The sequence below is a fragment of the Rickettsia honei RB genome (genome assembly GCF_000263055.1).
GTDB classification, from domain to species: domain Bacteria; phylum Pseudomonadota; class Alphaproteobacteria; order Rickettsiales; family Rickettsiaceae; genus Rickettsia; species Rickettsia rickettsii.
Genome location: NZ_AJTT01000002.1, coordinates 47,783 through 71,175, shown reverse-complemented (window position 1 = coordinate 71,175; position 23,393 = coordinate 47,783). Strand labels below are relative to the sequence as shown.

Below are 23,393 nucleotides of genomic sequence, written 5' to 3'. Positions count from 1 at the left end.
AACTATTTCCGTGTAAAATATAAAATTAATCTGCTACGAATTTCTTCTGCTGCTTGATATGCCAAGTCTATTCCTGTTTTATCTCTTTCAACATTTGTCGCATATGGTTTAAAAATAGCATTATATGACGTGTTTTGGTAAAACTTCTCTTCAATTAAAACCTTTTGGCTTTCTATATCAATTAATTTATATCTAACTAATTGATTAATATATTCCCTTAAAACATTGGAGTTTTTTTCAATAGTAGAAGGCATAGTTGTTGCGATAAGCTTTACTTTAAGCAGGTATTTTGCTTGTGCTTTCTGAGGTAAAATACTAGTTAAACGATGATAAAACTCAGCCCCTTCAATTGTTCGAATTGGTTCAACTTCAATAGCTTCTAAATCATTATTTCTACTGTATTTTTCACTATATACCGGTTTTAAATTACAACTGCTCATTAGAAAGAATATAATTATCACAAATAAAGAACGCATATATTAGATTAAGATTGGTTTTTTATATTAATAACAGTTTATTTCGATTTTGTGAAAGAAAATTATAATAATGAGCATTTAATATTTATATATTATATATGTTAATTTATGTTGACATTAATAAGTGAGGCTTGTATGCTGCCACTTCAAAATTGTTAAGGTATTAGATGTTATTAAATAAACTTGGTATTCCTACAGCATTGGTAACAATAAGAGCATATTTTCTTCCCCTACTAGAAAAAATAACTTTAACAAAATATAGCTTAACAGAAAATATTGAAACTAGCTTAACAGAAAATATTGAAACGCTCCAAGTAAATACAGATGAAGCTAAAACTGTAAAGATTACAAAAGAGGATTTAAAAAAATCTTTTGAGTTATATGAAGAAAAATTGATAATATTAGCACAAAAACTATCATTACAAACATCAATTAGTTATGATGCTTATAACCCTCAAACAGAGTATTACCCATTGATAGGAGAAGATGGAAATATCAATTATATCCCTATCACCGAATTATAATCTTTTAAGCTTTAAATTTAATCGGTAAGTTTTACATGCTTACCGTTTTTTATTCTTTATATCTTCCTTGCAAATCTAATACTATATGTTAAATTTACAAGGAAGATGCTTGTCCGGTAATTTACAAAATTTTTATACAAGCTCCATTATTGTATGCTTATTTTTTCCGATTATAGACATATCATCTCTAAATATATTTTATCTTCTGCCCAACCATGCCATGGTTCTATATTAAGCCGGTCTATAATATCTCGTTCACAATTTTGCAATATTTCTAATATTTCTTTACTATTATTATAATATGATGGAGTAAGACCTGAAGCATCTTTGATCATTACTAAATAAGGATTTTTTGCTAATAAAGTTTTGATAATCTCTTTGTTAGCAATTCCTGTAACTGCTGAATGTAACACTGTTGAATCGTTATAGGTTATCTCTGTTACGTATTTAGCTAATTCTAATATTTTTTCAACTAATGTTTTATCCTCAACCGCATCATGTAAGATATACTTATTATTTTTATCAAATAGAAATGTAGTGCAGCTTCATCATTCTTGTCTATTAATGCTTTGAATTTTCTTAAGAAGCTTCTTTTTTAGAAACATCCCTCTCTATATCATCATCTAAACGTGGTGATGTTAGTGAATCCTGAGTATTAGAGTTATTACTATTTTTTGTAAAAAACTTAAAAAAAGATGTTTTTTGTTTTATCTATATCTACTTTAGGTATTTGTTCTTTAGTCATTAATTCTCCTAAATTTATTAATTATTTTAGGAGAAATTGTTAATTAGCTATGTTTCTTAGGTGGTGAGTAAGGGGCATTTTTTCTGTCATTGCGAGGAAATTGCATAGCAATTGACGAAACAAAATCTCAGGAGAGTTTGTTATTATTTCATGAGATTGTCACGCAGCCTACGGCTGCTCGCAATGATGGTTTTAGTATGTATCCACGCAACAATGCTGTCTCGCTTTTGCAGGAATAACATAAAGAATGATTTATCAATCCACTCAAAAATAACCTAGTTGGCGAACTACTCTGAGCTAATTTGCAATTCTCCTAAAATATAAGATTATAAATTTAAGAATAATAACACAACAAACCAAGTTGAATTATATATTACTTCATTGATTAAGAATTGTTAATTTATCACAATGTCATTAGTTACTGAAGTTTTATATTTTCCATATCCCAATCATGAGAAATAGTATTATACTTTAATATATAAGGCTTAGTATCTATAGAATCTAGAGTTACATCAGCAATCATATCATCATGCGACGAGATAAGTTCATTATAACCGAAATTAGCATAATAAGGTTGATAATTTCTAAATCTAACCGTTATAAACTTCTCTTTAGTAATAGCAGGCAAGAATTTCACCAAATCATCAAGATTACTTAAAGCTAAATCTTTCATCTCAAAAATTTGCAATCTATAAACATTTTTATAATCTTTAGTAAAAAACGTTGGTATAGAGCTAAAGCTACTACCGGATTGAACGGAAGCTATACTTAGAGCTTTAAGAGGAATACCTGATTTATTACTAAAATAATCATCGGCTTCAAAAAATACTGCACCGCCGAAATTTATCATTTTAGCGATTTTATTATTGTTCACATCATATAAATCTACTGCTTGTTCTAGCTTTTTTCCGTCACGAAATATAGTAAGTTTAATAGCTATTCCTTTGAAATTATCCATTTCTCTATCAAATAATGCTAGATTGCCGCCGAGTTCCTTATCATTAACTGCCCAAATAATATCACCGGCTTTTAAAGATTTTTCGGCAGGTGATCCAGCTAGAACTGCCTTAATGCTTATCACTCTATTTCTACTATCAGGAAATTTCTTTATATATTTATCCATTTCTTCTTTAGGGAAATTGTGATGTCTAACTGCTTTATTTAAAGAATATAACTCGCTTATTATTCCTATATGTTTTCTGCCTGGTTGTTTATTATTCTTTAAACTTTCTAAAGTGCGAGCTACATAATCACCGTGCAGCGCTAGAGAATGAGTTTTACCGCCACCATATAATACTCCTATAGCCTCAATCTTATCGTTTAATACCGGTGAACCGCTAGCACCTCCTGTAGTATTTAAATTAATAACATAAGTACATTGCGGCATTAAACCTTCAATATTATAAAGATCAGACAAATAACCGGTATGGAAAGAAAAACCTTTTGCTTCTGTGTTACCGACTACAAAAACCTTTTGATTTAATTTTGGAAATTCGCTTGCAAAAGATATTTGCGTTGCTGATGCCGGTATATCTTTACTCTCTACTTTTAAAACGGCATAATCTTGCCAAATATCGTAATAGATAAGTTTTGCTTCTGCCTGCTCACCGTTATAAAAAGTAACAAAATAAGTTCCGATAGACGCACCGCCGACAACATGAGTATTAGTAATTATATAACCGTTGTTCTTATCGTTGATAAATCCCGTTCCAGTCCAACTACTTGTATCGTCATATGCCGATACGGCAATTCTAGTATCGATCGTTACGATTGCTTTCTTTGCTTTTTCAAATATAATAGTGCTTGTTTCGCTAGATGCTAAAACTATATTATTTAGGAAAACTAAATTAATAATAAATAATAGTAAAATCGGTAGTTTTTTCATTGTCACCTCTTGTAAAATCATTTAAGCCGCACTATATCAAATCAAAAGTCATAATAAAATAAAAAAAAGAAAACGAGGAATCTTATGGGAAAAGTAATAGGTATCGACCTTGGGACTACCAACTCTTGTGTTGCGGTCATGGAAGGTAAAGAACCAAAGGTAATAGAAAATGCAGAAGGTGAAAGAACTACGCCGTCAATAATAGCTTTTGCAAACGGCGAAAAATTAGTCGGGCAATCTGCTAAGAGGCAAGCAGTAACTAACCCTCGCAATACTATATATGCGGTAAAGCGATTAATCGGTAGAAATTTTATCGATCCTATGGTTAGGAAAGACCAAGATATTGTACCGTATAATATAGTTAAAGCCGATAACGGGGATGCATGGGTCGAAGCGGATAATAATAAATATTCACCAAGTCAAATTAGTGCATTCATTTTACAAAAAATGAAAGAAACTGCTGAGAATTATTTAGGGGACAAAGTAACACAAGCAGTAATTACCGTACCTGCTTATTTTAATGATGCACAGCGTCAAGCAACGAAAGACGCCGGTAAAATAGCAGGTCTTGAGGTCCTTAGAATAATCAACGAGCCGACTGCTGCAGCTCTTGCTTACGGTTTCGAGAAATCGGCAAGTAAAACTATTGCAGTATACGATCTTGGCGGCGGAACATTCGATGTTTCAATTCTTGAGATCGCTGACGGTGTTTTTGAAGTGAAATCAACAAACGGCGATACATTCCTTGGCGGTGAAGATTTCGATACAAGAATATTAAACCATTTAATAGATGTATTCAAAAAAGAAAACGGTATAGATTTAAGTAAAGATCCTTTAGCACTTCAACGTTTGAAAGAAGCCGCGGAAAAAGCTAAGAAAGAGCTATCTTCTGCAGTAACTACCGATATTAATTTACCTTATATTACGGCTGATAGTAGCGGTCCAAAACACTTAAATATTAAATTTACTAGAGCTGAACTAGAAAAATTAGTAGATGATTTAATTGAAAAAACAATTGAGCCTTGCCGTAAAGCATTACAGGATGCAGGTTTTAAAGCTTCTGATATTCAAGAAGTAGTATTAGTAGGCGGTATGACTAGAATGCCGAAAGTACAAGAAGCCGTAAAAAAATTCTTCGGACGTGAGCCGCATAAAGGCGTAAATCCCGATGAGGTTGTAGCTCTCGGTGCTGCTATTCAAGGCGGAGTACTTAATAAAGAAGTAACGGATATATTATTATTAGACGTTACACCTCTATCCCTTGGCATTGAAACTCTTGGCGGCGTATTTACAAGATTAATTGATCGTAATACTACTATACCTACTAAGAAAAGTCAGGTATTCTCAACTGCTGATGATAACCAGCATGCCGTAACTATTAGAGTATTCCAAGGTGAACGTGAAATGGCAAAAGATAATAAATTACTTGGTCAGTTTAATCTCGAAGGTATACCTCTTGCACCAAGAGGTTTGCCGCAAATAGAAGTAACGTTTGACATTGATGCTAACGGAATAGTGCATGTTTCAGCTAAAGATAAAGCAAGCGGTAAAGAGCAGAAAGTAACTATTCAAGCTTCCGGTGGTCTTAGCGATGCGGAAATTGAACAAATGGTTAAAGATGCCGAACAAAATGCTGATGAAGACAAAAAGCGTAAGGAACTTATTGAAGCAAAAAATGCTGCCGATAGTTTAGTTTATTCTACTGAAAAAACTCTTACAGAATATGGCGATAAATTATCATCAGACGATAAAGGAGCTGTTGAAGAAGCACTAGCCGCTTTAAAAGCCGTGCTTGAGTCGGAAGATACTGCTTTGATTAAAGAAAAGACCGAAAGTTTAACTGCAGCTAGCATGAAAATTGGTGAAGCGATGTATAAAGCACAAAGCGAGAGCCAACCTGCTGAAGAAAGTACCGCTAATGATGAAAAAATAGTAGATGCCGACTTTCAAGATGTAGAGAAGAAGTAGAAGTAATTTCGTCATTGCGAGGAGCGAAGCGACGTGGCAATCTCGTTAAATATCCTGAGATTGCTTTGTCAAATTACTATGTAATTTTCCTCGTAATGACGTTACAATCTCATTTTATAAATTAAATTATGTCACAAAATTATTACCAAATACTAGGGGTTAGTAAAACAGCTAGCCAAGCTGACCTTAAAAAAGCCTACCTCAAGCTAGCCAAGCAATATCACCCTGATACTACTGATGCTAAAGATGCTGAAAAGAAATTTAAAGAAATCAATGCCGCTTATGATGTTCTAAAAGATGAGCAAAAAAGAGCTGCTTATGACCGTTTGGGACACGATGCTTTTCAAAATCAACAATCACGAGGGGGAGGAGGAAATCATGGCGGTTTTCACCCTGATATTAACGACATATTCGGTGACTTCTTTAGCGACTTTATGGGAGGCAGCAGAAGATCATCACGCCCAACTTCAGCTAAAGTTAGAGGCTCAGATTTAAAATATAATCTGACAATCAACCTAGAGGAAGCATTTCACGGTATAGAAAAAAATATTAGCTTTTCTAGCGCAGTAAAATGCGATACTTGTCACGGTAGCGGTTCTGAAAAAGGTGAAACCGTAACTACTTGCGATGCTTGCAGCGGTGTTGGAGCGACTAGAATGCAGCAAGGATTCTTTACGATCGAACAAGCTTGTCATAAATGCCAAGGTAACGGACACATTATAAAAAATCCTTGCAAGAAATGTCATGGCATGGGACGTTACCATAAACAACGAAATTTATCGGTAAACATTCCTGCCGGTGTTGAAAACGGTACTAGAATAAGACATACCGGAGAAGGGGAAGCAGGTATTAGAGGCGGTAATAGCGGTGATTTATACGTTGATATAACAATAAAACCACATGATATTTATAAAGTAGACGGAGCAAATCTACATTGTAAACTACCTATTAGTTTTGTGAATGCTGCTCTTGGAGGAGAGATAGAAGTACCGGTAATTGAAGGCGGAAAAGTAAACTTAGCAATTCCTGCAGGCACACAAAACGGTGATCAATTAAGGTTACGCAGCAAAGGTATGTCTAAAATGAGATCAACTATTAGGGGTGATATGCTTACGCATATTCATGTCGAAGTACCTAAAAATTTATCTAAAAGACAACGTGAATTACTAGAAGAATTCAAAAAAGAATCCATAAATGAAAAAGAAAATGACGGCAGCTTTTTTAATAAAATGAAAAGTCTGTGGTCGTAAATTTTATTTACCTTTCCTATAGAAATGAAACCTCTAATATTACCGGAGGTTTTTATGCCTTATAAGAATAATAACGATTTACCTGATTCAGTTAAAAATCATCTTCCGAGCCATGCTAAGGATATTTATAACGAAGCTTTTAATCATGGCATTTGAACCATATAAGGATGCCGAAAAGATGTGGAAATGACTCTAGAGAGACAGTTGCACATAAAGTAGCATGGTCGGCCGTAGAAAAAAAATACCATAAAAATGATAAAGGACATTGGGTAGAGAAATAAGTCCAAGAATATAGACCTATTCTTCTAGGGGTAATTTGTACGTCGATCCGTTACTCGAATCCTTACGTACAAGTATACGCTGCGATTCTGCATTCTGTGTTTCCCTCAAATTCCTCCCTATAAACGAGTTTCTGAATAGGTCTAATTTATAAGGTTGTGAGATTTTAAATTGAATCCTTGAAATTCTGTAAGCCTATATGTATATTTAGTTATTAACTGAATTTAAGTTCTTATGAAATTAACAAAATTATTGAGTACCCTTTTAGTTATAGGGTTAGTTTTAGGCGGGTGCAAAAACAAAAAAAACAGTGATGACATAGTAGTCCCTATCCCTACCCTTTATAATGAAGGTATTACCTTATTGGAAAAGAAAAAATATAAGAACGCTGCAGAAGAATTCGGAAGAGTATTGTACCAGCATCCAGGTAATGAAATGACGCCGCAAGCCGAATTGATGCAGGCTTATTCTTTATTTCTCGCCGCTCAATATGAAGAAGCAGTTGATGTGCTTGATATGTTCATTAAGTTGCACCCTGCAAATGTTGACATTGCTTATGCATATTACCTTAAAGCATTATCATATTATATGTTAATTTCAGACGTAAATCATGATCAATCTAGAACTTTCCTAGCTAAAGATAGTTTTGAAGATGTAATAGCAAAATTCCCAAATACTAAATATGCTATTGATTCATCTTTAAAAATTGACCTAGTAAACGATCATTTAGCAGGTAAAGAGATGATGGTAGGTCGGTTTTACTTAAAGAAAAAGAATCCGATGGCAGCTATAAATAGATTTGAAGAGGTAATTGATAATTATCAAACTACTTCTCACTCGGTAGAAGCTCTTTACCGTTTAGCCGAGAGTTATATGATGCTTGGACTTCCGGATGAAGCACAAAAATATGCCTCAGTGCTAGGTTACAACTATCCTGATAGTCAATGGTATAGTTATGCGTACAGGCTAGTTCAGAACCACCAAAATTAAGCGGCATATGTTCTACAGTCTCTCAGTTAAAAACTTCATTCTGATAGACGAGCTGGAAATTGAGTTTAATAAAGGTTTATGTGTGATTACCGGTGAAACGGGAGCCGGTAAATCTATTTTGCTTGATGCTATTTTATTTTGCTTAGGTTATAAAACTTCAAATAATATAATAAAGCGTGGAAAAGATTACGCTGTTGTTAATATAATATTCTCTTTAAATGAAGAAATAAAAAATTTTCTGATTCAAAATTTTATTGAACCTGAAGAGTTATTGTTTGTAAAGTGTCTGCAAAAAGCCGAAGGACGAAAAAATTTTTTCATTAATAATCAAGTGGTTACTAAAGCTCTTATGCAGCAATTAGCTACTTATTTATTCGAGCTTCATGGACAAAATAATAATATTTCTCTTCTAGAAGCAAATACGCAGCGTGATATTTTAGATAGTTATGGAAATCTTTTGGCCTTTCGAGCGGAGCTTTCCAAATGCTATCAGGCGTGGCAAAATACTCGGAAAGAAATGGCCGAAATAACACTTAAGCAAAATTCTATAGAACAAGAAATTGATTATTTGAGCTTTGCAACGGAAGAATTAACTAAACTGAACATTCAAACAGGTGAAGAAGAAAAATTAGCAAATCTACGAAAAGATTTGCAAAATAAAGATAAGGATTTACAGCTAATAAAAGATATTCTAGAACAGATTAATAACCCTGAAATAAATACATCGATTAATAGAGCAGAGAAATTATTAGCAAGGCAAGGCAACAATGAGCGTTTTGAAGCTATCGTTACAAGTTTAGAGGAAGCCTATAATAATCTAGAAGAAGCACGCCAAGAATTATCAAATCTGTTAGATAGTTTCAATTATGAGGAATATAATCTTGAAGAAACAGAAGAAAGATTATTTTTAATAAAAGCTATTAGCCGTAAATATAATGTTCCTGCTGATGCGTTAGGTGTATTTTTAGATAAATCTTTAGAGCAGATCAGTATATTAAAAAACAAAATAGCAAATAGTAATGAGTTGAAAGCTCAAGAAGTACTACTGCAGAAAAAATATTATGAACTAGCGAGTAATTTATCTGCAAAGCGTCTTATTGTTGCAAAACATCTAGAAGAATCGTTGCATCAGGAGCTAAAGCAGCTTAAAATGGCGAAAGCAATTTTTGAGATTGAGATAAATGCTAAAGAACCAACAGCCGACGGTAATGACGATATTGTGTTTAAAGCGTCTACTAACCCGGGAACGGCAGCTGCAGCAATTAATAAAATCGCTTCCGGCGGTGAATTATCAAGATTCATGTTAGCTTTAAAAACTTCTTTGTTTGATAAAATGGTAAAACCATCTATTATATTTGATGAAATAGATGTCGGGATTGGCGGAGAGGTCGCAGATAAAGTAGGTGAGCGATTAAAAAAACTTAGTAGCGTTACTCAAGTAATAGTTATTACGCACCAGCCGCAAGTAGCAGGTAAAGCGGATTTGCATATAAAAATCGAGAAAACACAGCTAGAGAAAGAAACAAAAGTAACGGTAAAAGCTTTAAATTTAGCTGAAAGACAGGAGGAACTCGCCCGCATGATTTCAGGTAAAACAATCACCAAAGCAAGTTTAAAAGCAGCAAAGGAGTTGTTGCATTTGTAACATGCACTAGCGGTACGGTTTTTATGTCATTCCTGCGAAAGCGAGAATCCAGAAAAATAACCTTAATATTGCTACAAGAAATTACATATTAATTAACAAATAAACCTATAAAAAACAAGTTTTTTATAGGTTTTACTGGATTCCCGCTTTCGCGGGAATGACATAATAGGGAACATATGAACAACAACTACACAAAATTAGAAAACGAATTTGCAACCATCTCACATTTTAATAATATCTTGAGCATATTATACTGGGATGTTGCCGTAAATATGCCTATGGGTTCAGGTGAGAGTAGGACAAACGAAATAGTAACTTTAACGTCGCTAGTTCATTCTATGCTCAAATCTCCTATTCTAAAGGAGCTACTTAGCAAGGCAAAAGAAGAATCAAAGAACCTTAATGAATGGCAGAATGGTAATATTAGAGAGATTGAGAGAAAAGTAACAGATGCAAATTGTATTGACGAGCAGCTACAAAAGAAATTGGTAGCAGCTACTACTAAAGCCACACTTGTTTGGCGAGAAGCAAGAAAACATAACGACTATAATTTATTCAAATCACACTTACAAAAAGTCTTAGATTATACGAAAGAAGTTGCTAAAGTACGAGCAGATGCTTTTAATTGCGGATTATACGACTCATTAATAGATATGTTTGATCCAAGCAGAAAAAGTAGCGAGATCAAACAAGTTTTTTCAGTACTTAAAAAAGAACTCCCGCAGCTCATAAATAAAGTTTTAGAAAAACAGAAAACCGAGAAAGAACTAGTAAAACACAGCAAACTAGCTCCTGAAATGCAAAAGCGTATCGGAAAACGCATTATGGGAATTATGCAGTTTGATCTAACAAAAGGACGATTAGACGAATCGACTCATCCTTTTTGCGGTGGAACACCAAACGATATACGTTTAACTACTAGGTATGATAAAAATAATTTCATAAGCGGTTTAATGGGAATTATTCATGAAATAGGACATGCTTTATATGAGCAGAATCTACCGGAAATGTATAAAGGGCAGCCGGTTGGGCTTGCTAAAGGTATGGCCTTCCATGAAAGCCAATCTTTATTTATGGAAATGCAAGTAGGTAGATCAAGAGAGTTTACCGAATTTTTAGCTAAATTACTTAGAGACGAATTTGCTTTTAAAAGCGAAGAATATTCAGCAGCAAGTTTATATAGCAAAATTACAAGAGTGAAGCCTGATTTTATAAGAGTAGATGCAGATGAAGTAACTTACCCGATGCACGTAATATTACGTTTTGAGATAGAGGAAATGCTTATCAATGGCGACTTGAGTCTCGATGAGTTACCAAACTGTTGGGATAGTAAGATGCAGGAATATTTAGGCGTTAAACCGGTAAGTTTTAGTAACGGCTGTCTTCAAGATATTCATTGGTCACACGGAAATTTCGGTTACTTTCCTGCCTATACAAACGGTGCAATTATCGCATCAATGGTGATGAAAAAAGTAAAAGAGATGCATTCAAATATAAAAGATGATATATTAAAGGGTGATTTTAGTAATCTAAATAATTATCTAAATAAGAATTTTAGAAATCTCGGTTCGTTAAAAAATTCAGTCGATTTATTAAAAAGTGCTAGCGGTGAGGAAAAAATCAGCCCTGAGGTGTATATAAGATATTTAGAAGGGAAGTATTTATAGTAATAAAATCGTTATTGCGAGGAAATTAAACAGTAATTGACAAAGCAATCCCGGAAAAATTGCTGAAATTGCCACGCTCCTTGCAGTCGCTTGCAATGACGGCTTATGACAACAACTAAACAATACAAACAATACTATGGAAGAAGACTTTAAAAAAACAGGTTATTTATTTGGCGAGAATGCTGTTTTTATTGAAGAGCTATATAAGCAATATCTAGCCAACCCTGCCTCGGTTGATCAAACTTGGCAAGAATTTTTTGCCGGCATTAAGGATAATAATACTTTACTCAATAAAAGTACGGCAAAAATAATTATCCCTGATGAAATAAAAAAAGAATTGTTAAATAATAATTTATCTTCTGAAGACTTAAATAGTTTAAAAGCTAAGGAAATGATCAATGCTTATCGCAAGCATGCTCACTATTTAGCGAATCTTGATCCGCTTGGTCTTGAGCTACGTAAAACAAAAAATGATTTAAAGCTTAATATAGAAACTTTTGGTCTTGATAGCGGTCAGCTAGAAGAAAATATCAATATTACGGATGAATTTGTCGGTACTTGGAACTGTAAATTATCTGAATTAGTGACCAAGTTCGATAAAGTTTATACAGGTTCTATAGGTGTAGAGTTTGAGCAAATAGAAAATGTAGCAGGAAAAAACTGGTTATATAATAAGCTAGAAAGCGAAGTTACGTTTTCTTCTGAAGACAAAAAAACTATCTTAAATGATTTAGTAGAAGTAGAAGGGTTTGAGCAGTATTTACATACAAAATTTCCCGGAGCTAAGCGTTTTTCCATTGAGGGTGGTGATGCTTCTATAGTTGCTATGAGTAAAGCTATAGATTTATCCATGCATCAGGGAGTCTCAGAAATCGTTATCGGTATGCCACATCGAGGGAGATTAAACACTCTAACTAAAGTAGTAGGTAAGCCATATAAAGCCGTTATTGCGAGCTTCATAAGCGGCAGCGTATTTCCTGATGAGCTAAATGTTTCAGGCGATGTAAAATACCATTTAGGCTATTCGTCCGATAGAACTCTAGAGGATAAGAAAATACACTTGTCGCTAGCCGATAACCCTTCACATTTAGAAGCGGTAAATCCTATAGTTGCAGGAAAAGTAAGAGCAAAGCAAGATATTCTTGGAGATACTAAACGCAGCAAAGTCAAAGCTATTTTAGTGCATGGCGATGCTGCTTTTTGCGGTCAGGGCGTGGTTGCCGAGAGTCTATCAATGTCACCTTTAGCTGCTTATGATATCGGCGGGATATTGCATTTCGTCATTAATAATCAGTTAGGTTTTACGGCTAATGCTGCAGATACTAGAGCTAGTAGATATTCTACGGAGTTTGCTAAAATCATAGCTGCCCCGATTTTACACGTTAACGGTGACGATATAGAAGCAGTGTTAAAAGCCACCAATATTGCGGTAGAATACAGACAGAAATTTGGTAAGGATGTTGTAGTAGAAATTATTTGTTACCGTAAATATGGGCATAATGAGGGCGATGAGCCGATGTATACTCAAGGCAAGATGTATAACATTATTAAAAACAAACTGACCCCTGGAAATATTTACGCAAATGAGTTAGTAAAAAGCGGTGTAATCGACAATAATTATTTTGCTAAGTTAAAAGAAGAATTTAAAGCAAAACTAGATAAGGAATATGAGCAGGCAAAAAGTTATAAGCAAGAAGCACATTTCTTAGGCGGATTATGGCAAGGTATTTTTCGTACTCGTACACAAGCTACAATAACGGGTATCAGTAAAAAAACATTACACGATTTAGGCACTAAACTATGCGAAATACCGAAAGATTTTGCCGTTAATCCAAAACTTGTAAAACTATTTGAAGCTCGAAAAGCCACTCTAACAGCTGATCAACCTATTGATTGGGCAACGGCAGAGCAGCTAGCTTTTGCAAGCTTGCTTGCTTCAGGCACAAATATAAGGTTAACCGGACAAGATTCGGGACGCGGTACTTTCTCGCATCGTCATTCAGTATTGCACAACCAAATTGATGGTACTACCTATATACCTCTAAATAATTTATCTAAAGAACAAGCAAAATACGAGGTAGCCGATAGTAATTTATCTGAATATGCGGTGCTTGGTTTTGAGTATGGTTATTCACTCGCAAACCCAAAAAATTTAGTTTTATGGGAAGCACAATTCGGTGATTTTGCTAATGGAGCTCAGATTATTTTTGACCAGTTTATTTCAAGCAGCGAAACTAAATGGCTTCGTATGAGCGGGCTTGTGGTTTTGTTACCTCATGCATTTGAGGGACAAGGACCAGAGCATAGTTCGGCAAGACTTGAGAGGTTCTTACAACTCGCGGCTGAGAATAATATGTATGTTACATACCCTACTACCCCTGCTTCGATTTTCCATCTGCTACGTCGCCAAATACTTGATGATACCCGTAAACCGTTAATCGTAATGTCACCGAAATCATTATTACGTCATAAATATGCCGTATCTAAACTTGACGAGCTAGGTGAAAATACTACTTTCTTACCAGTTTTAGATGAAGTAACTAAAGTAGATACAAACAATATTACTAAAGTAATTTTATGCAGCGGTAAGGTATATTACGATCTATTTGAAATGCGTGGCAATAACAGTAATATAGCGATTATTAGGATTGAGCAATTATACCCTTTTGAAAAAAAACTTGTAGCATCGCTATTAAAAAAATATAATAGGACGCAGGAATTTATTTGGTGTCAGGAAGAACCAAAGAATATGGGAACTTGGTGTTATATAGTTTCTCACTTAAACGATGCTTTAAAAGAAGCAGGAATTAAAAATGAATTTAAATATGTAGGTAGAGAGGAATCAGCCTCTCCAGCAGTAGGCTCGCTGCAAGCACATAATAAACAGCAAGAGAAGCTATTAAGGACAGCATTGGGAATATGATTCTTAGGGTATTGCCTAATAATCATCATTGCGAGCGACTAAACTAAAAGGAGCGTGGCAATCTCAGGAATTTGCCTAAGATTGCTTCGTCGACGCTTATAGCGTCTTCTCGCAATGACGATAAAACTATACAGGGCGATGCTATACAAATATAGGAGTAAAATAAATTATGAGCGTTAAAATTATAGTACCGTCACTTGGGGAGTCCATAACGGAAGCAACTATTGCCAAATGGTATAAGAAAGAAGGCGATGCGGTTAAAACGGATGAATTACTGTTAGAAATCGAAACCGAAAAAGTGACTTTAGAAGTTAATGCTCCTTGCAATGGTACTATAGGTAAAATATCGAAAACTGACGGTGCAAATGTAGCAGTTGGCGAAGAAATAGGCGAAATAAATGAAGGAGCATCTGCAAATACTGCCGGTACTAATAATGAATCTGCTAAAGCTCAAGCAGTAACACAACCTACTTCAGAAAAACCTGCCGTGGCTAATAATACTCTTGCTCCTTCTGTACAAAAATTAGTTACCGAAAATAAGCTTGACCCCAATAATATAAAAGGAACAGGTAGAGACGGTAGAATTACCAAAGGTGACGTGCTTGCAACAATAAACACTACGACTACTTCTACTCCTGCAATAAGTAAATCTAATGAAGAAAGAGTGCAGCGTGTTCGTATGTCACGCTTGCGTAAAACTATTGCACAGCGTTTAAAAGATTCACAAAATACAGCAGCTATTTTGACTACTTTTAATGAAATCGATATGTCACAAGTAATTGCTTTGCGTAATCAATATAAAGAAGAGTTTGAGAAAAAGCACGCTGTGAAACTTGGGTTTATGTCTTTCTTTGTTAAAGCAACAATTGAAGCTTTAAAGCTTATTCCGTCGGTAAATGCTGAAATAGATGGCGATGATTTAGTATATAAAAATTACTATGATATAGGTGTAGCTGTCGGAACAGCGCAAGGGCTTGTTGTACCGGTTGTTAGGGATGCCGATAAAATGGGATTTGCCGAAGTGGAGAAAGCTATAGGAATTTTGGCTAAACAAGCTCGTGAGGGTAAGCTTTCTATGGCTGATTTGTCAGGTGGGACATTCTCGATTTCTAACGGAGGCGTATATGGCTCATTATTGTCTACACCGATTATTAATCCTCCTCAATCAGGTATTCTAGGCTTACATAAAACCGAGGAAAGAGCTGTAGTTATAGACGGTAAAATTGAAATACGTCCGATGATGTATATAGCTTTATCTTACGATCATCGTATAATTGACGGAAAAGAAGGAGTATCGTTCTTGGTAAAAATTAAGCAGCTTATTGAGAATCCTGAAAAGTTATTGTTAAATTTGTAAAAAATTGTCATTGTGAGCAGCCGTAGGCTGCGTGGCAATCTCATGAAATCATAACAAGCTCCTGAGATTGCTTCGTCAATTACTTCGTAATTTTCCTCACAATGACGTGGTCCCGTTTTTACTCTTTGAAAAAAAGTAAAATCATTCAAAGAAAGGAAGTATATAATAATGATAAAATGTACTCGTCGTATTGAGTTCGATGCAGGACATAGAATTATAGAACATCAAAATAAATGTCAATTCCTGCACGGTCATCGCTATGTTCTTGAGATCGCTATAGCCGCAAACAAAACCGATAAACTTGGTATGGTAATCGATTTTGGTTTAATTAAGGATTTAGCTAAAAAATGGATTGACGAAAATTTTGATCATAGCTTAATCCTACATCAAGACGATAAGGAAATGGGGCAACAAATAGAAAATTGTACCGGTCAAAAAATATATTACATGCAAAATAACCCGACTGCAGAAAATATAGCGACGCATTTAAAGAATGAAATTTTTCCTAAACTTTTCGTAAGTCAAAACTTCTTCGTAACTAGCCTCAAACTATATGAAACACCGAATTGTTTTGTTGAGGTTTAGGCATGCAAGATTGCTGTTTAATTTTAACTACTACTAATGATTTGCAAATTGCCGAGAAAATAGCATCTGTTTTGTTAGAATTAAATCTTACTGCCTGCATTCAAATTGACGATGTCAAAAGTTACTTTAGATGGAATGGTAGAGTAACTTTAGAAACTGAATATAGACTTGTAATTAAAACAAAATCTTCTAATTATAATGAAATTGAAAATAAACTCCTTGAAATTCATAATTATGAATTACCACAAATAATAAAAATAAATATTGACTATGGCTTTCAAAAGTACTTAGAATGGGTTAATCAAAATAATAAATAAACTTTTAGTTGAGCAAATTTAAAAATTAAGTAAGTAAATTATGAAATTATGGCAAAAAGTTACCTTAGGGTTAATCTTAGGTATTATATTTGGTATATACTTACCACAATATGTTAATTATATTAAACCTATCGGTGACATTTTCTTACGTTTGATAAAAATGATCATTACCCCTTTAATTTTCTTCAGTTTGGTTTCCGGTATCACTAGTATGAATGATAATTCTGCCCTTGGTAGAGTAGGAATGAAAGCGGTAGCCGCTTTTTTAGGTACTACTTTTTTTGCCACGGTTTTTGGACTCACTGTTGCCTTAGTATTAAAGCCAGGAGTAGGCGTACATATAGATTTCACCTCTTCAGGAACGACAAGCAGAACTTCATTTAATATAATTGATTTTTTTGTAAATATCGTCCCTGATAATGCTGTTGGGGCTTTTGCAAACGGTGATGTCTTACAAGTTGTATTTTTTGCTATTTTTGTTGGAATTACCTTAAACAAAATGAAATCTATCGGTGAACCTATTACTGATTTAATTCATGTAATATCAAAATTAATATTAAAAATGATATCGTTTGTTATTCAATTATCCCCTTACGGTGCTTTTGCTTTAACAGGCTGGATTGTAGGCATGCAGGGAGTTGAGGTAATGATTAGTTTATCGAAACTTGTTGTAGCGGTAGTTGTGGCGATGACATTCCAATATTTAGTTTTTGGCTTACTTATATGTATATTCTGTCGTGTTTCACCTATACCTTTTTATAAGAAAAGTTTTGAGTATCAGATACTTGCTTTTTCTACTTCAAGCAGTAAGGCAACTCTTGCAACTACTATGCAAGTTTGTCGTGAAAAGCTTGGCATTTCAGAGTCTAGTACTTCGTTCGTACTTCCGATAGGTGCGTCAATTAATATGGACGGCTTTGCTATAAATTTATCTCTTACCACCATATTTTTTGCTCAGATGATGGGAGTAACGCTTGCTCCTCACGACTATTTAGTCATTATTCTCACCTCAACACTTGGATCTATCGGTGGTGCCGGTATTCCCGGTGCCTCTTTGATAATGCTTCCTATGGTTCTTTCTTCGGTTCACTTACCTATAGAGGGAGTAGCAATTATTGCTGGTATTGACCGAATACTTGATATGCTACGTACTACTATCAATATTACCGGCGATGCAACAATTACTATGATTATAGATAACAGCGAAGATACTTTAGATAAGGAAGTATATTTATCTTAATGATATTGCTAACTAAGACCAGACATTGTCATTGCGAGCAACTATAAGCATTGTTGTCTGAATTGAAAAATGCGTTTTATGTCATTCCCGCGAAAGCGGGAATCCAAGGAAAAGCGAAATTAAAATATAGTTATCAAAAAGAAGATCATAGAATAGAATTTTTACAAGATGATTCTAATAAAGTAGAGGCAATATTCCCAAAAGAAAAAATATCTGAAATAGTACATCCTATACTTTGAATAGAAGATGCTCATATTAATAACTATAGGTATTTTAGAATATTGTTGAAGAAGGGGATTATTTCATCATTGAAGATACTAATATTGACTATAATAATGCGTGCTATGATGTTTGGAGGAAAATTTTAGATGAAAAAACTTGTATAGCAATATTAGAAAATTTAAACAATAAAATCGTTAGATTAACTAGCTGGTTGAAAGAAAACAAAGATTTATATTTAGTAGATACAAAATATGTAAATTATACAAAAGAAATTAAAGATGCCGTAAATAATAATGCAGAAATTATACATATAAAAAATATCGATCAAAAAAATTATAATATAATGAATCCCTATGACGGTGAGGTACGGATTAGCGGAATAGAAGAATTAATTTGTCATATGTATGGAGTAATAGGGATAATTGGTAGTTTGCCTGTATTATATAAAGAAGATAAGAATATTATTAAAGCGCAGTAGCACCAAGACGTAATTCGCATAATGAACATAGCTCTCAATCGCCGTATAATGATTGAGATTGGCATGTAGATGCTGCATACCGTCCAAATGACCAAGCAGAGTGATAACTTATCTCCTATAGTTGACTATTTAATTTTGGGGATTGTACATAAAGGACATGAGACTCTACCTATAGTATATATTAGCCTTAAAGATATATTAAATCAATTGAGCTACCAAGATATCTTAATCGGGCTAACAACATCGCAGTCGTAGACTGCATGGCACTCCCCAAAAAATAATAAAAAAAAATTCAATCAGAATTTTTTCTCTTCCTTACTTCGTCAATTGCTATGCAATTTTCTTGCAATGACAGAGACAGAACATAAGGCAGAAAATTAAGATAGGTTTTTATCCTAACTTGTGAAGTATAAATAGAAACGCTACAAAAATTTAACGGTGAGAATTGAGAAGCTTTTTTATTGCTTTTCTTTGTTTTGAGTCTTTATTCTATTTCTTTCTTTTATAATTTTCAGTTTAGTTTTAAATGGAACAACAAATAAAGCAGTATAGTATTCTACGTCAGAAGCATGTAAAGTTCTATTAGCATCCACCGCTATCCAATCTAAAGCTCTTTTCCCTTTGCAATCTTTAATTTTTTGATCCGCTCCATATTCTAATAAAATACGAGTAGGTTCAACATTAAGATATGATGATGCATAATAAGGGAAGTCATTCCGGTTTTAGAATTTTGAACATTAGGATTAACACCTAACTTAAGCAAAAGTTTTATTAAATCAAGATGATTTCTTTCTGCGGCTAGCATCATTCCGGTAATACCGTCTGCATATCTTAAATTAGGACTCATTCCCTAATTAATTAAAAGTGCGGCAATTTCCGGCTTCATAAATCCTATATTTATATGGATTAAATTCATAGGTGCACCACACTTTAATAAAAAATCGGCAATTTTTATATTATTATTCGATATAGCATAATCTAAAGGAGTCCAGCCCAAGTATGGTTGATTTACTCCATATCCCTCATCTAATATTTTTTTACTTCATCAATATTATCTGCTTTAATAGCATTTGCTATCGGTGTAATTGGATTTTCGACTTTTTGATCATACTCAACACCATTCACATATATCTTTTTTAAACTCAAGTTTACATTCCATAACATGAATAGAAGCAATAATAAAACTAATTATAAACTTTAAAATTACTTGAATAATTTTCATATAATCAATCTAGGTACTATGTAGCTATACAGCATTAAACCTTTGTCGGTAAGATAGATATTTTCATCTAGTCTAATTAAGTCTAACGCTTGATAATGCTTAAGATTATTCATATCTAAAATATTCTCTAATTTCGTGTTTAATTTCTGCTCTAATGTAGAAATATTTATACCTTTGCTAAGGCGTAAACCCATCATTAGCATTTCTTCAATAATCTCTTGATGTGTTAACTTAGTATTAGTTTGAATACCAACATTTTTTGTTTTAACCGAATCTAACCATTTTTCAGGTTTATGCCACATCATAATTGCCGATACCGAACTTGAGGATTCAATGATTCTACTATGAGCTCCGGGGCCTATACCTAAATAGCTATTATAATTCCAATAAGTTAAATTATGCAAACATTCATACCCTATCATAGCATAATTGGATATTTCATATCTAAAATACTTTTTAGATTCTAGATAATGATTCGTCCATTCATACATTTCAGCTGCCGCATCTGAATGCGGCAAAATCAGATTACCCTCCTTAAATAATTTATAACACGGCGTACCTTTTTCGATAATCAATTGATAAAGAGAAATATGTGAGGTAGCGAGCTGCATAGCTTGTTTTAATTCTTCTTGCCAGTCTTTTAATGTCTGACCGCTACGTGCATATATTAAATCAAATGACACTCGTAGAAAAATCGTATTTGCCGCCTCAATTGTTTTAATGGCCTGCATACAATCATGAGTTCTACCTAATTTTTTTAAATCGTCCTCTTTTAAGGATTGCACTCCTATTGAAACACGATTAATTCCAGCGGCTTTGAATGCTTTAAATTTTTCAGTTTCAAATGATGTGGGATTAGTTTCTAGAGTTATCTCGGTTTGATTATCAATAATTGCTAGATTACTGATTTTATTTATTATTCCTTCAACTATTACAGGATTCATTAAAGAGGGAGTACCGCCCCCAAAAAAAATAGATTTTATATATTTATTTTGAATAATATCCTTAAAATATTCAATTTCAGTTTCATAAGATTTAAGCCACTGATTATGATCTATAGTACTTGCTACATGAGAATTAAAATCACAATACGGACATTTGGACAAACAAAAAGGCCAATGAATATAAATACTTAAATCATTAGCCATAACTCTCATATTTTGTATTTTTGCTAGTGCTAACTTAGGTTTTGTGGACATTGCTAAAAAGATTTAATTTTGGTTATTTTTTGCTACAAATTATAAGGTTTTTTTGAAATATGAATAACTGTTTCTACAAAAATCTTATTAATTTTCGCTAAAAAAGACCTCAAAATAGCAAATCAATTAGCAATGTCCACAAAACCTAGCATTTTCTTTGATGTTATTCAAGGTGTATGATAAAACACTATTCTAATTCAAAGAAAACTTTAAATAAAGCTTTTAATTTAATAGATATTATTAAAATAATGAAAAAAAATTACCCACTATTTTATAATTTTTTGTGTTCAAGCTATGGGAAGTAATAATGAACAAATATATAACCCAAAAGACACTAAATTTCTAGAAGAAACTGAAGCTCTAAAATGGGCAAAAAGAGCGTACTGATAAAACAGCAAAGGCTGCCAATCTATGCCTACTTATAAGGTAGTTAAGAAAGAAATAGAATCTGTTTGCTATGATCAAAGAAAAACTCCTTTTGTGCTATACGTAAAGGTTACGTGTATAATTTTTGGATGGATTATAAAAACCCGCAAGGGTTATGGCGTAGGACATTGGTTGAGAATTACTCGAAAGATAAACCAAATTGGGAAGTTCTAATCGATTTTGATAAATTATCCAAAAAACTCGGTAAAAAAGTAATGTATCGAGGTGGGAGTGATTGTTTTCAAAATCCTAATCGCTTCTTAATTACCATGTCATTTGGCGGTAAGGATGAGATGTTTTTTAGAGCATGGGATTTAGAGAAAAAGATTTTGTAAAAAATGGTTTTGAGCTAAAAACAAGTAGCGGGCAATTACTAGAAGGTAAATTTACTGTCCCTACTTGGGTTGATCAAGATACTATATATATTTATCCAGTTTTGCATCAAGAGGAAGTGACTGACTCTTTATATCCTAGCTTGCTCTACATATGAAAGCGAGGAGAACCTATAGAGAAAGCCAAAAAACTATTTGAAATACCAAAGAATTATATACGTGTATCAGCCAGTAAGCTTTTACCGATAATATTTCTTCATCTTTAATATTTATATCTGCAGATAAGGCTTTTTATAATTACGATAATTATATTTTAGATACTAAAGATGAGAGCTTAAAATTACAAAAAATAAATATGCCATCAGATGCAATACCTGAAGGTTCTTTTAAAGAATATGTATTTTGGCTACTGCGTTCCGATTGGCAATTTAAAGATAGTAATATAAAGCAGGTTCACTTGTTGCCATACACTACGCTGATCTTCTAAAAGAAGATAGCGATAAAGCTAGCTTAAAAATATTATTTACCCCAACAGAGAGGGAAATATTGTATTTTGTAGGAATGACTAAAGATACGGTATTTTTAACTAGCTATGAGAATGTTATTTCAAAAATAGTAACATTTACATTAGAAAATCATGAATGGACAAAACCGGTAACTTTACTGTCTTATGAAAATACAATTTTTGGTATGTTGTCTGATGATGAGGAAGAAGATGCATTAATTACTATAGAAAATTCTATAGTTCCTCCCACTATCTATTTATGGGATAAAACTCATGAATTAAAAGTTACTAGAAAGCCTTTATATCCGTTTGATAGCAAAAATTATGTTGTAGATCAAAAGGAAGCTACAAGCTCGGATGGAGTTAAAATACCATATTTTATTGTCTATAAAAAAGGTACAAAGATTGTAAGAATCCAACATTACTTGAAGCATACAGAGGTTTTCAAGTAATCAACTCTCCATATTTCTCTCGCATGGAAAATGAAGTATGGGTTAAACATGGCGGGGTTAGTGTTCTTGCTAATATTAGAGGTGGCGGAGAGTTTGGTCCTGAGTGGCATAAGGCGACTCAAGGAATAAAACGTCAAACCGGCTTGAATGATTTTATTGCAGTAGCAGAGGATTTAATAAAGCAAAATATTACTAGCCCTGAGTATTTAGGAATTAAAGGAGGAAGTAACGGCGGATTGCTAGTAAGTGTTGCAATGACACAGCGTCCTGATTTATTTGGAGCTATAGCATGTGAAGTGCCGATACTTGATACGATATAAAGAATTCGGAGCAGGACATTCATGGGGTACAGAATATGGTGATCCAAAGTAGAAGATTTAGTACATATCAAAAAATATGCACCGCTAGAGAATTTATCTTTAACGCAAAAATACCAAGCTGTGTTAATTACAGATTCAGTATTAGAGCAGCGTGTACACCCATGACATGGAAGAATTTTTGAGTATGTGCTTGATGAGAAAAACCCAAATACTAAAACTTACTTGCTAGGAAGTGTAGATAGTGGGCATGGTAATGGTAGTGATTTAAAAGATAGTGCCAATTATTTGATCAATATTTATACATTTTTTGCAAATGCTTTGAAATTAAAAATTAATTAAATTTAATACTAGGTCAATATGTGTTACTTATTATAATACTGGATAGT

Annotated in this window: 19 protein-coding genes and 3 pseudogenes; 16 read left to right on the top strand and 6 right to left on the bottom strand. The window is 33.6% G+C overall.

Features of this window, described 5'->3' with window-relative positions; genetic code table 11:
* Positions 1-2: 2 nt before the first annotated feature.
* Complete coding sequence (locus WSW_RS0102615; RefSeq protein ID WP_016916965.1) at positions 3-476, bottom strand: hypothetical protein; 474 nt, start codon at positions 474-476, stop codon at positions 3-5.
* A gap of 167 nt (positions 477-643) precedes the next feature.
* Between WSW_RS0102615 and WSW_RS0102610 the strand changes: the two genes are divergently transcribed.
* Complete coding sequence (locus WSW_RS0102610; protein WP_016916964.1) at positions 644-1,000, top strand: hypothetical protein; 357 nt, start codon at positions 644-646, stop codon at positions 998-1,000.
* Between the two features lie 132 nt (positions 1,001-1,132).
* Here the strand turns inward: WSW_RS0102610 and WSW_RS01000000108090 are convergent.
* A pseudogene (locus WSW_RS01000000108090) lies at positions 1,133-1,413 on the bottom strand (hypothetical protein).
* Positions 1,414-2,163: 750 nt separating this feature from the next.
* Entirely contained in the window at positions 2,164-3,651 is a 1,488-nt protein-coding gene (locus WSW_RS0102600) for a S1C family serine protease (RefSeq protein WP_016916963.1), read from the bottom strand.
* 63 nt (positions 3,652-3,714) lie between these two features.
* Here WSW_RS0102600 and dnaK point away from each other — a divergent pair, with 63 nt between their 5' ends.
* From dnaK to WSW_RS1000000113855, 4 genes are all read left to right on the top strand, one after another.
* Positions 3,715-5,598: a molecular chaperone DnaK gene (dnaK, locus tag WSW_RS0102595; RefSeq protein ID WP_016916962.1), complete on the top strand. Its 1,884-nt coding sequence runs from the start codon at positions 3,715-3,717 to the stop codon at positions 5,596-5,598.
* A 128-nt stretch (positions 5,599-5,726) separates the two neighbouring features.
* Positions 5,727-6,848: a molecular chaperone DnaJ gene (dnaJ, locus tag WSW_RS0102590; RefSeq protein ID WP_016916961.1), complete on the top strand. Its 1,122-nt coding sequence runs from the start codon at positions 5,727-5,729 to the stop codon at positions 6,846-6,848.
* Between the two features lie 54 nt (positions 6,849-6,902).
* Positions 6,903-7,004, top strand: a complete 102-nt coding sequence (locus WSW_RS1000000113545) for a ChaB family protein (protein ID WP_083832921.1) — start codon at positions 6,903-6,905, stop codon at positions 7,002-7,004.
* A gap of 11 nt (positions 7,005-7,015) precedes the next feature.
* Positions 7,016-7,129 (top strand): ChaB family protein, encoded by a 114-nt coding sequence (locus tag WSW_RS1000000113855; protein WP_338000716.1) that lies wholly within the window; start codon positions 7,016-7,018, stop codon positions 7,127-7,129.
* A 16-nt stretch (positions 7,130-7,145) separates the two neighbouring features.
* Here WSW_RS1000000113855 and WSW_RS1000000114120 read toward each other — a convergent pair whose 3' ends face one another.
* On the bottom strand, positions 7,146-7,238 hold the full coding sequence (locus WSW_RS1000000114120) for a palindromic element RPE1 domain-containing protein (protein ID WP_410525657.1): 93 nt from the start codon (positions 7,236-7,238) through the stop codon (positions 7,146-7,148).
* Between the two features lie 123 nt (positions 7,239-7,361).
* Between WSW_RS1000000114120 and WSW_RS0102580 the strand changes: the two genes are divergently transcribed.
* The 10 genes from WSW_RS0102580 to WSW_RS1000000114115 all read left to right on the top strand — a co-directional run bounded on the left by WSW_RS0102580 (position 7,362) and on the right by WSW_RS1000000114115 (position 18,551).
* Complete coding sequence (locus WSW_RS0102580) at positions 7,362-8,117, top strand: outer membrane protein assembly factor BamD (protein WP_016916958.1); 756 nt, start codon at positions 7,362-7,364, stop codon at positions 8,115-8,117.
* A gap of 7 nt (positions 8,118-8,124) precedes the next feature.
* Positions 8,125-9,762 carry a DNA repair protein RecN gene (recN, locus tag WSW_RS0102575; protein WP_016916957.1) on the top strand — a complete coding sequence of 546 codons (1,638 nt, stop codon included), beginning with the start codon at positions 8,125-8,127 and terminating at the stop codon, positions 9,760-9,762.
* Positions 9,763-9,938: 176 nt separating this feature from the next.
* Entirely contained in the window at positions 9,939-11,429 is a 1,491-nt protein-coding gene (locus WSW_RS0102570; RefSeq protein ID WP_016916956.1) for a carboxypeptidase M32, read from the top strand.
* A 136-nt stretch (positions 11,430-11,565) separates the two neighbouring features.
* The gene (locus WSW_RS0102565; protein ID WP_016916955.1) at positions 11,566-14,352 is read left to right on the top strand and encodes a 2-oxoglutarate dehydrogenase E1 component; all 2,787 of its coding nucleotides are present in this window, start codon (positions 11,566-11,568) and stop codon (positions 14,350-14,352) included.
* Positions 14,353-14,521: 169 nt separating this feature from the next.
* Positions 14,522-15,709 carry a 2-oxoglutarate dehydrogenase complex dihydrolipoyllysine-residue succinyltransferase gene (gene odhB / locus WSW_RS0102560; RefSeq protein WP_016916954.1) on the top strand — a complete coding sequence of 396 codons (1,188 nt, stop codon included), beginning with the start codon at positions 14,522-14,524 and terminating at the stop codon, positions 15,707-15,709.
* A gap of 168 nt (positions 15,710-15,877) precedes the next feature.
* Positions 15,878-16,294: a 6-pyruvoyl trahydropterin synthase family protein gene (locus WSW_RS0102555; protein WP_004996555.1), complete on the top strand. Its 417-nt coding sequence runs from the start codon at positions 15,878-15,880 to the stop codon at positions 16,292-16,294.
* A 2-nt stretch (positions 16,295-16,296) separates the two neighbouring features.
* Positions 16,297-16,611, top strand: coding sequence for a divalent-cation tolerance protein CutA (gene cutA, locus WSW_RS0102550; RefSeq protein WP_016916953.1), 315 nt, complete (start codon positions 16,297-16,299; stop codon positions 16,609-16,611).
* A gap of 40 nt (positions 16,612-16,651) precedes the next feature.
* Complete coding sequence (locus WSW_RS0102545) at positions 16,652-17,851, top strand: dicarboxylate/amino acid:cation symporter (protein WP_016916952.1); 1,200 nt, start codon at positions 16,652-16,654, stop codon at positions 17,849-17,851.
* Between the two features lie 53 nt (positions 17,852-17,904).
* Positions 17,905-18,090, top strand: coding sequence for a hypothetical protein (locus tag WSW_RS0102540; RefSeq protein ID WP_029374956.1), 186 nt, complete (start codon positions 17,905-17,907; stop codon positions 18,088-18,090).
* A 194-nt stretch (positions 18,091-18,284) separates the two neighbouring features.
* A complete protein-coding gene (locus tag WSW_RS1000000114115) occupies positions 18,285-18,551 on the top strand; it encodes a hypothetical protein (RefSeq protein ID WP_016916950.1) in 267 nt (88 codons plus the stop codon).
* A gap of 655 nt (positions 18,552-19,206) precedes the next feature.
* On the opposite strand, the pseudogene WSW_RS1000000111510 reads toward WSW_RS1000000114115, so the two are convergent.
* Both WSW_RS1000000111510 and hemW read right to left on the bottom strand, forming a co-directional pair.
* Positions 19,207-19,548: pseudogene (locus WSW_RS1000000111510) on the bottom strand (ankyrin repeat domain-containing protein).
* A 221-nt stretch (positions 19,549-19,769) separates the two neighbouring features.
* Entirely contained in the window at positions 19,770-20,972 is a 1,203-nt protein-coding gene (gene hemW, locus WSW_RS0102505) for a radical SAM family heme chaperone HemW (RefSeq protein WP_016916945.1), read from the bottom strand.
* 294 nt (positions 20,973-21,266) lie between these two features.
* Here hemW and WSW_RS1000000112825 point away from each other — a divergent pair.
* Positions 21,267-23,346, top strand: a pseudogene (locus WSW_RS1000000112825) (prolyl oligopeptidase family serine peptidase).
* Positions 23,347-23,393: the final 47 nt, after the last annotated feature.

What these genes read in the sequence shown, in the direction of transcription:
- WSW_RS0102615 (WP_016916965.1), bottom strand. Translation starts at nt 476, where the DNA reads ATGCGTTCTTTATTTGTGATAATTATATTCTTTCTAATGAGCAGTTGT.
- WSW_RS0102610 (WP_016916964.1), top strand. Translation starts at nt 644, where the DNA reads ATGTTATTAAATAAACTTGGTATTCCTACAGCATTGGTAACAATAAGA.
- WSW_RS0102600 (WP_016916963.1), bottom strand. Translation starts at nt 3,651, where the DNA reads ATGATTTTACAAGAGGTGACAATGAAAAAACTACCGATTTTACTATTA.
- dnaK (WP_016916962.1), top strand. Translation starts at nt 3,715, where the DNA reads ATGGGAAAAGTAATAGGTATCGACCTTGGGACTACCAACTCTTGTGTT.
- dnaJ (WP_016916961.1), top strand. Translation starts at nt 5,727, where the DNA reads ATGTCACAAAATTATTACCAAATACTAGGGGTTAGTAAAACAGCTAGC.
- WSW_RS1000000113545 (WP_083832921.1), top strand. Translation starts at nt 6,903, where the DNA reads ATGCCTTATAAGAATAATAACGATTTACCTGATTCAGTTAAAAATCAT.
- WSW_RS1000000113855 (WP_338000716.1), top strand. Translation starts at nt 7,016, where the DNA reads ATGCCGAAAAGATGTGGAAATGACTCTAGAGAGACAGTTGCACATAAA.
- WSW_RS0102580 (WP_016916958.1), top strand. Translation starts at nt 7,362, where the DNA reads ATGAAATTAACAAAATTATTGAGTACCCTTTTAGTTATAGGGTTAGTT.
- recN (WP_016916957.1), top strand. Translation starts at nt 8,125, where the DNA reads ATGTTCTACAGTCTCTCAGTTAAAAACTTCATTCTGATAGACGAGCTG.
- WSW_RS0102570 (WP_016916956.1), top strand. Translation starts at nt 9,939, where the DNA reads ATGAACAACAACTACACAAAATTAGAAAACGAATTTGCAACCATCTCA.
- WSW_RS0102565 (WP_016916955.1), top strand. Translation starts at nt 11,566, where the DNA reads ATGGAAGAAGACTTTAAAAAAACAGGTTATTTATTTGGCGAGAATGCT.
- odhB (WP_016916954.1), top strand. Translation starts at nt 14,522, where the DNA reads ATGAGCGTTAAAATTATAGTACCGTCACTTGGGGAGTCCATAACGGAA.
- WSW_RS0102555 (WP_004996555.1), top strand. Translation starts at nt 15,878, where the DNA reads ATGATAAAATGTACTCGTCGTATTGAGTTCGATGCAGGACATAGAATT.
- cutA (WP_016916953.1), top strand. Translation starts at nt 16,297, where the DNA reads ATGCAAGATTGCTGTTTAATTTTAACTACTACTAATGATTTGCAAATT.
- WSW_RS0102545 (WP_016916952.1), top strand. Translation starts at nt 16,652, where the DNA reads ATGAAATTATGGCAAAAAGTTACCTTAGGGTTAATCTTAGGTATTATA.
- hemW (WP_016916945.1), bottom strand. Translation starts at nt 20,972, where the DNA reads ATGTCCACAAAACCTAAGTTAGCACTAGCAAAAATACAAAATATGAGA.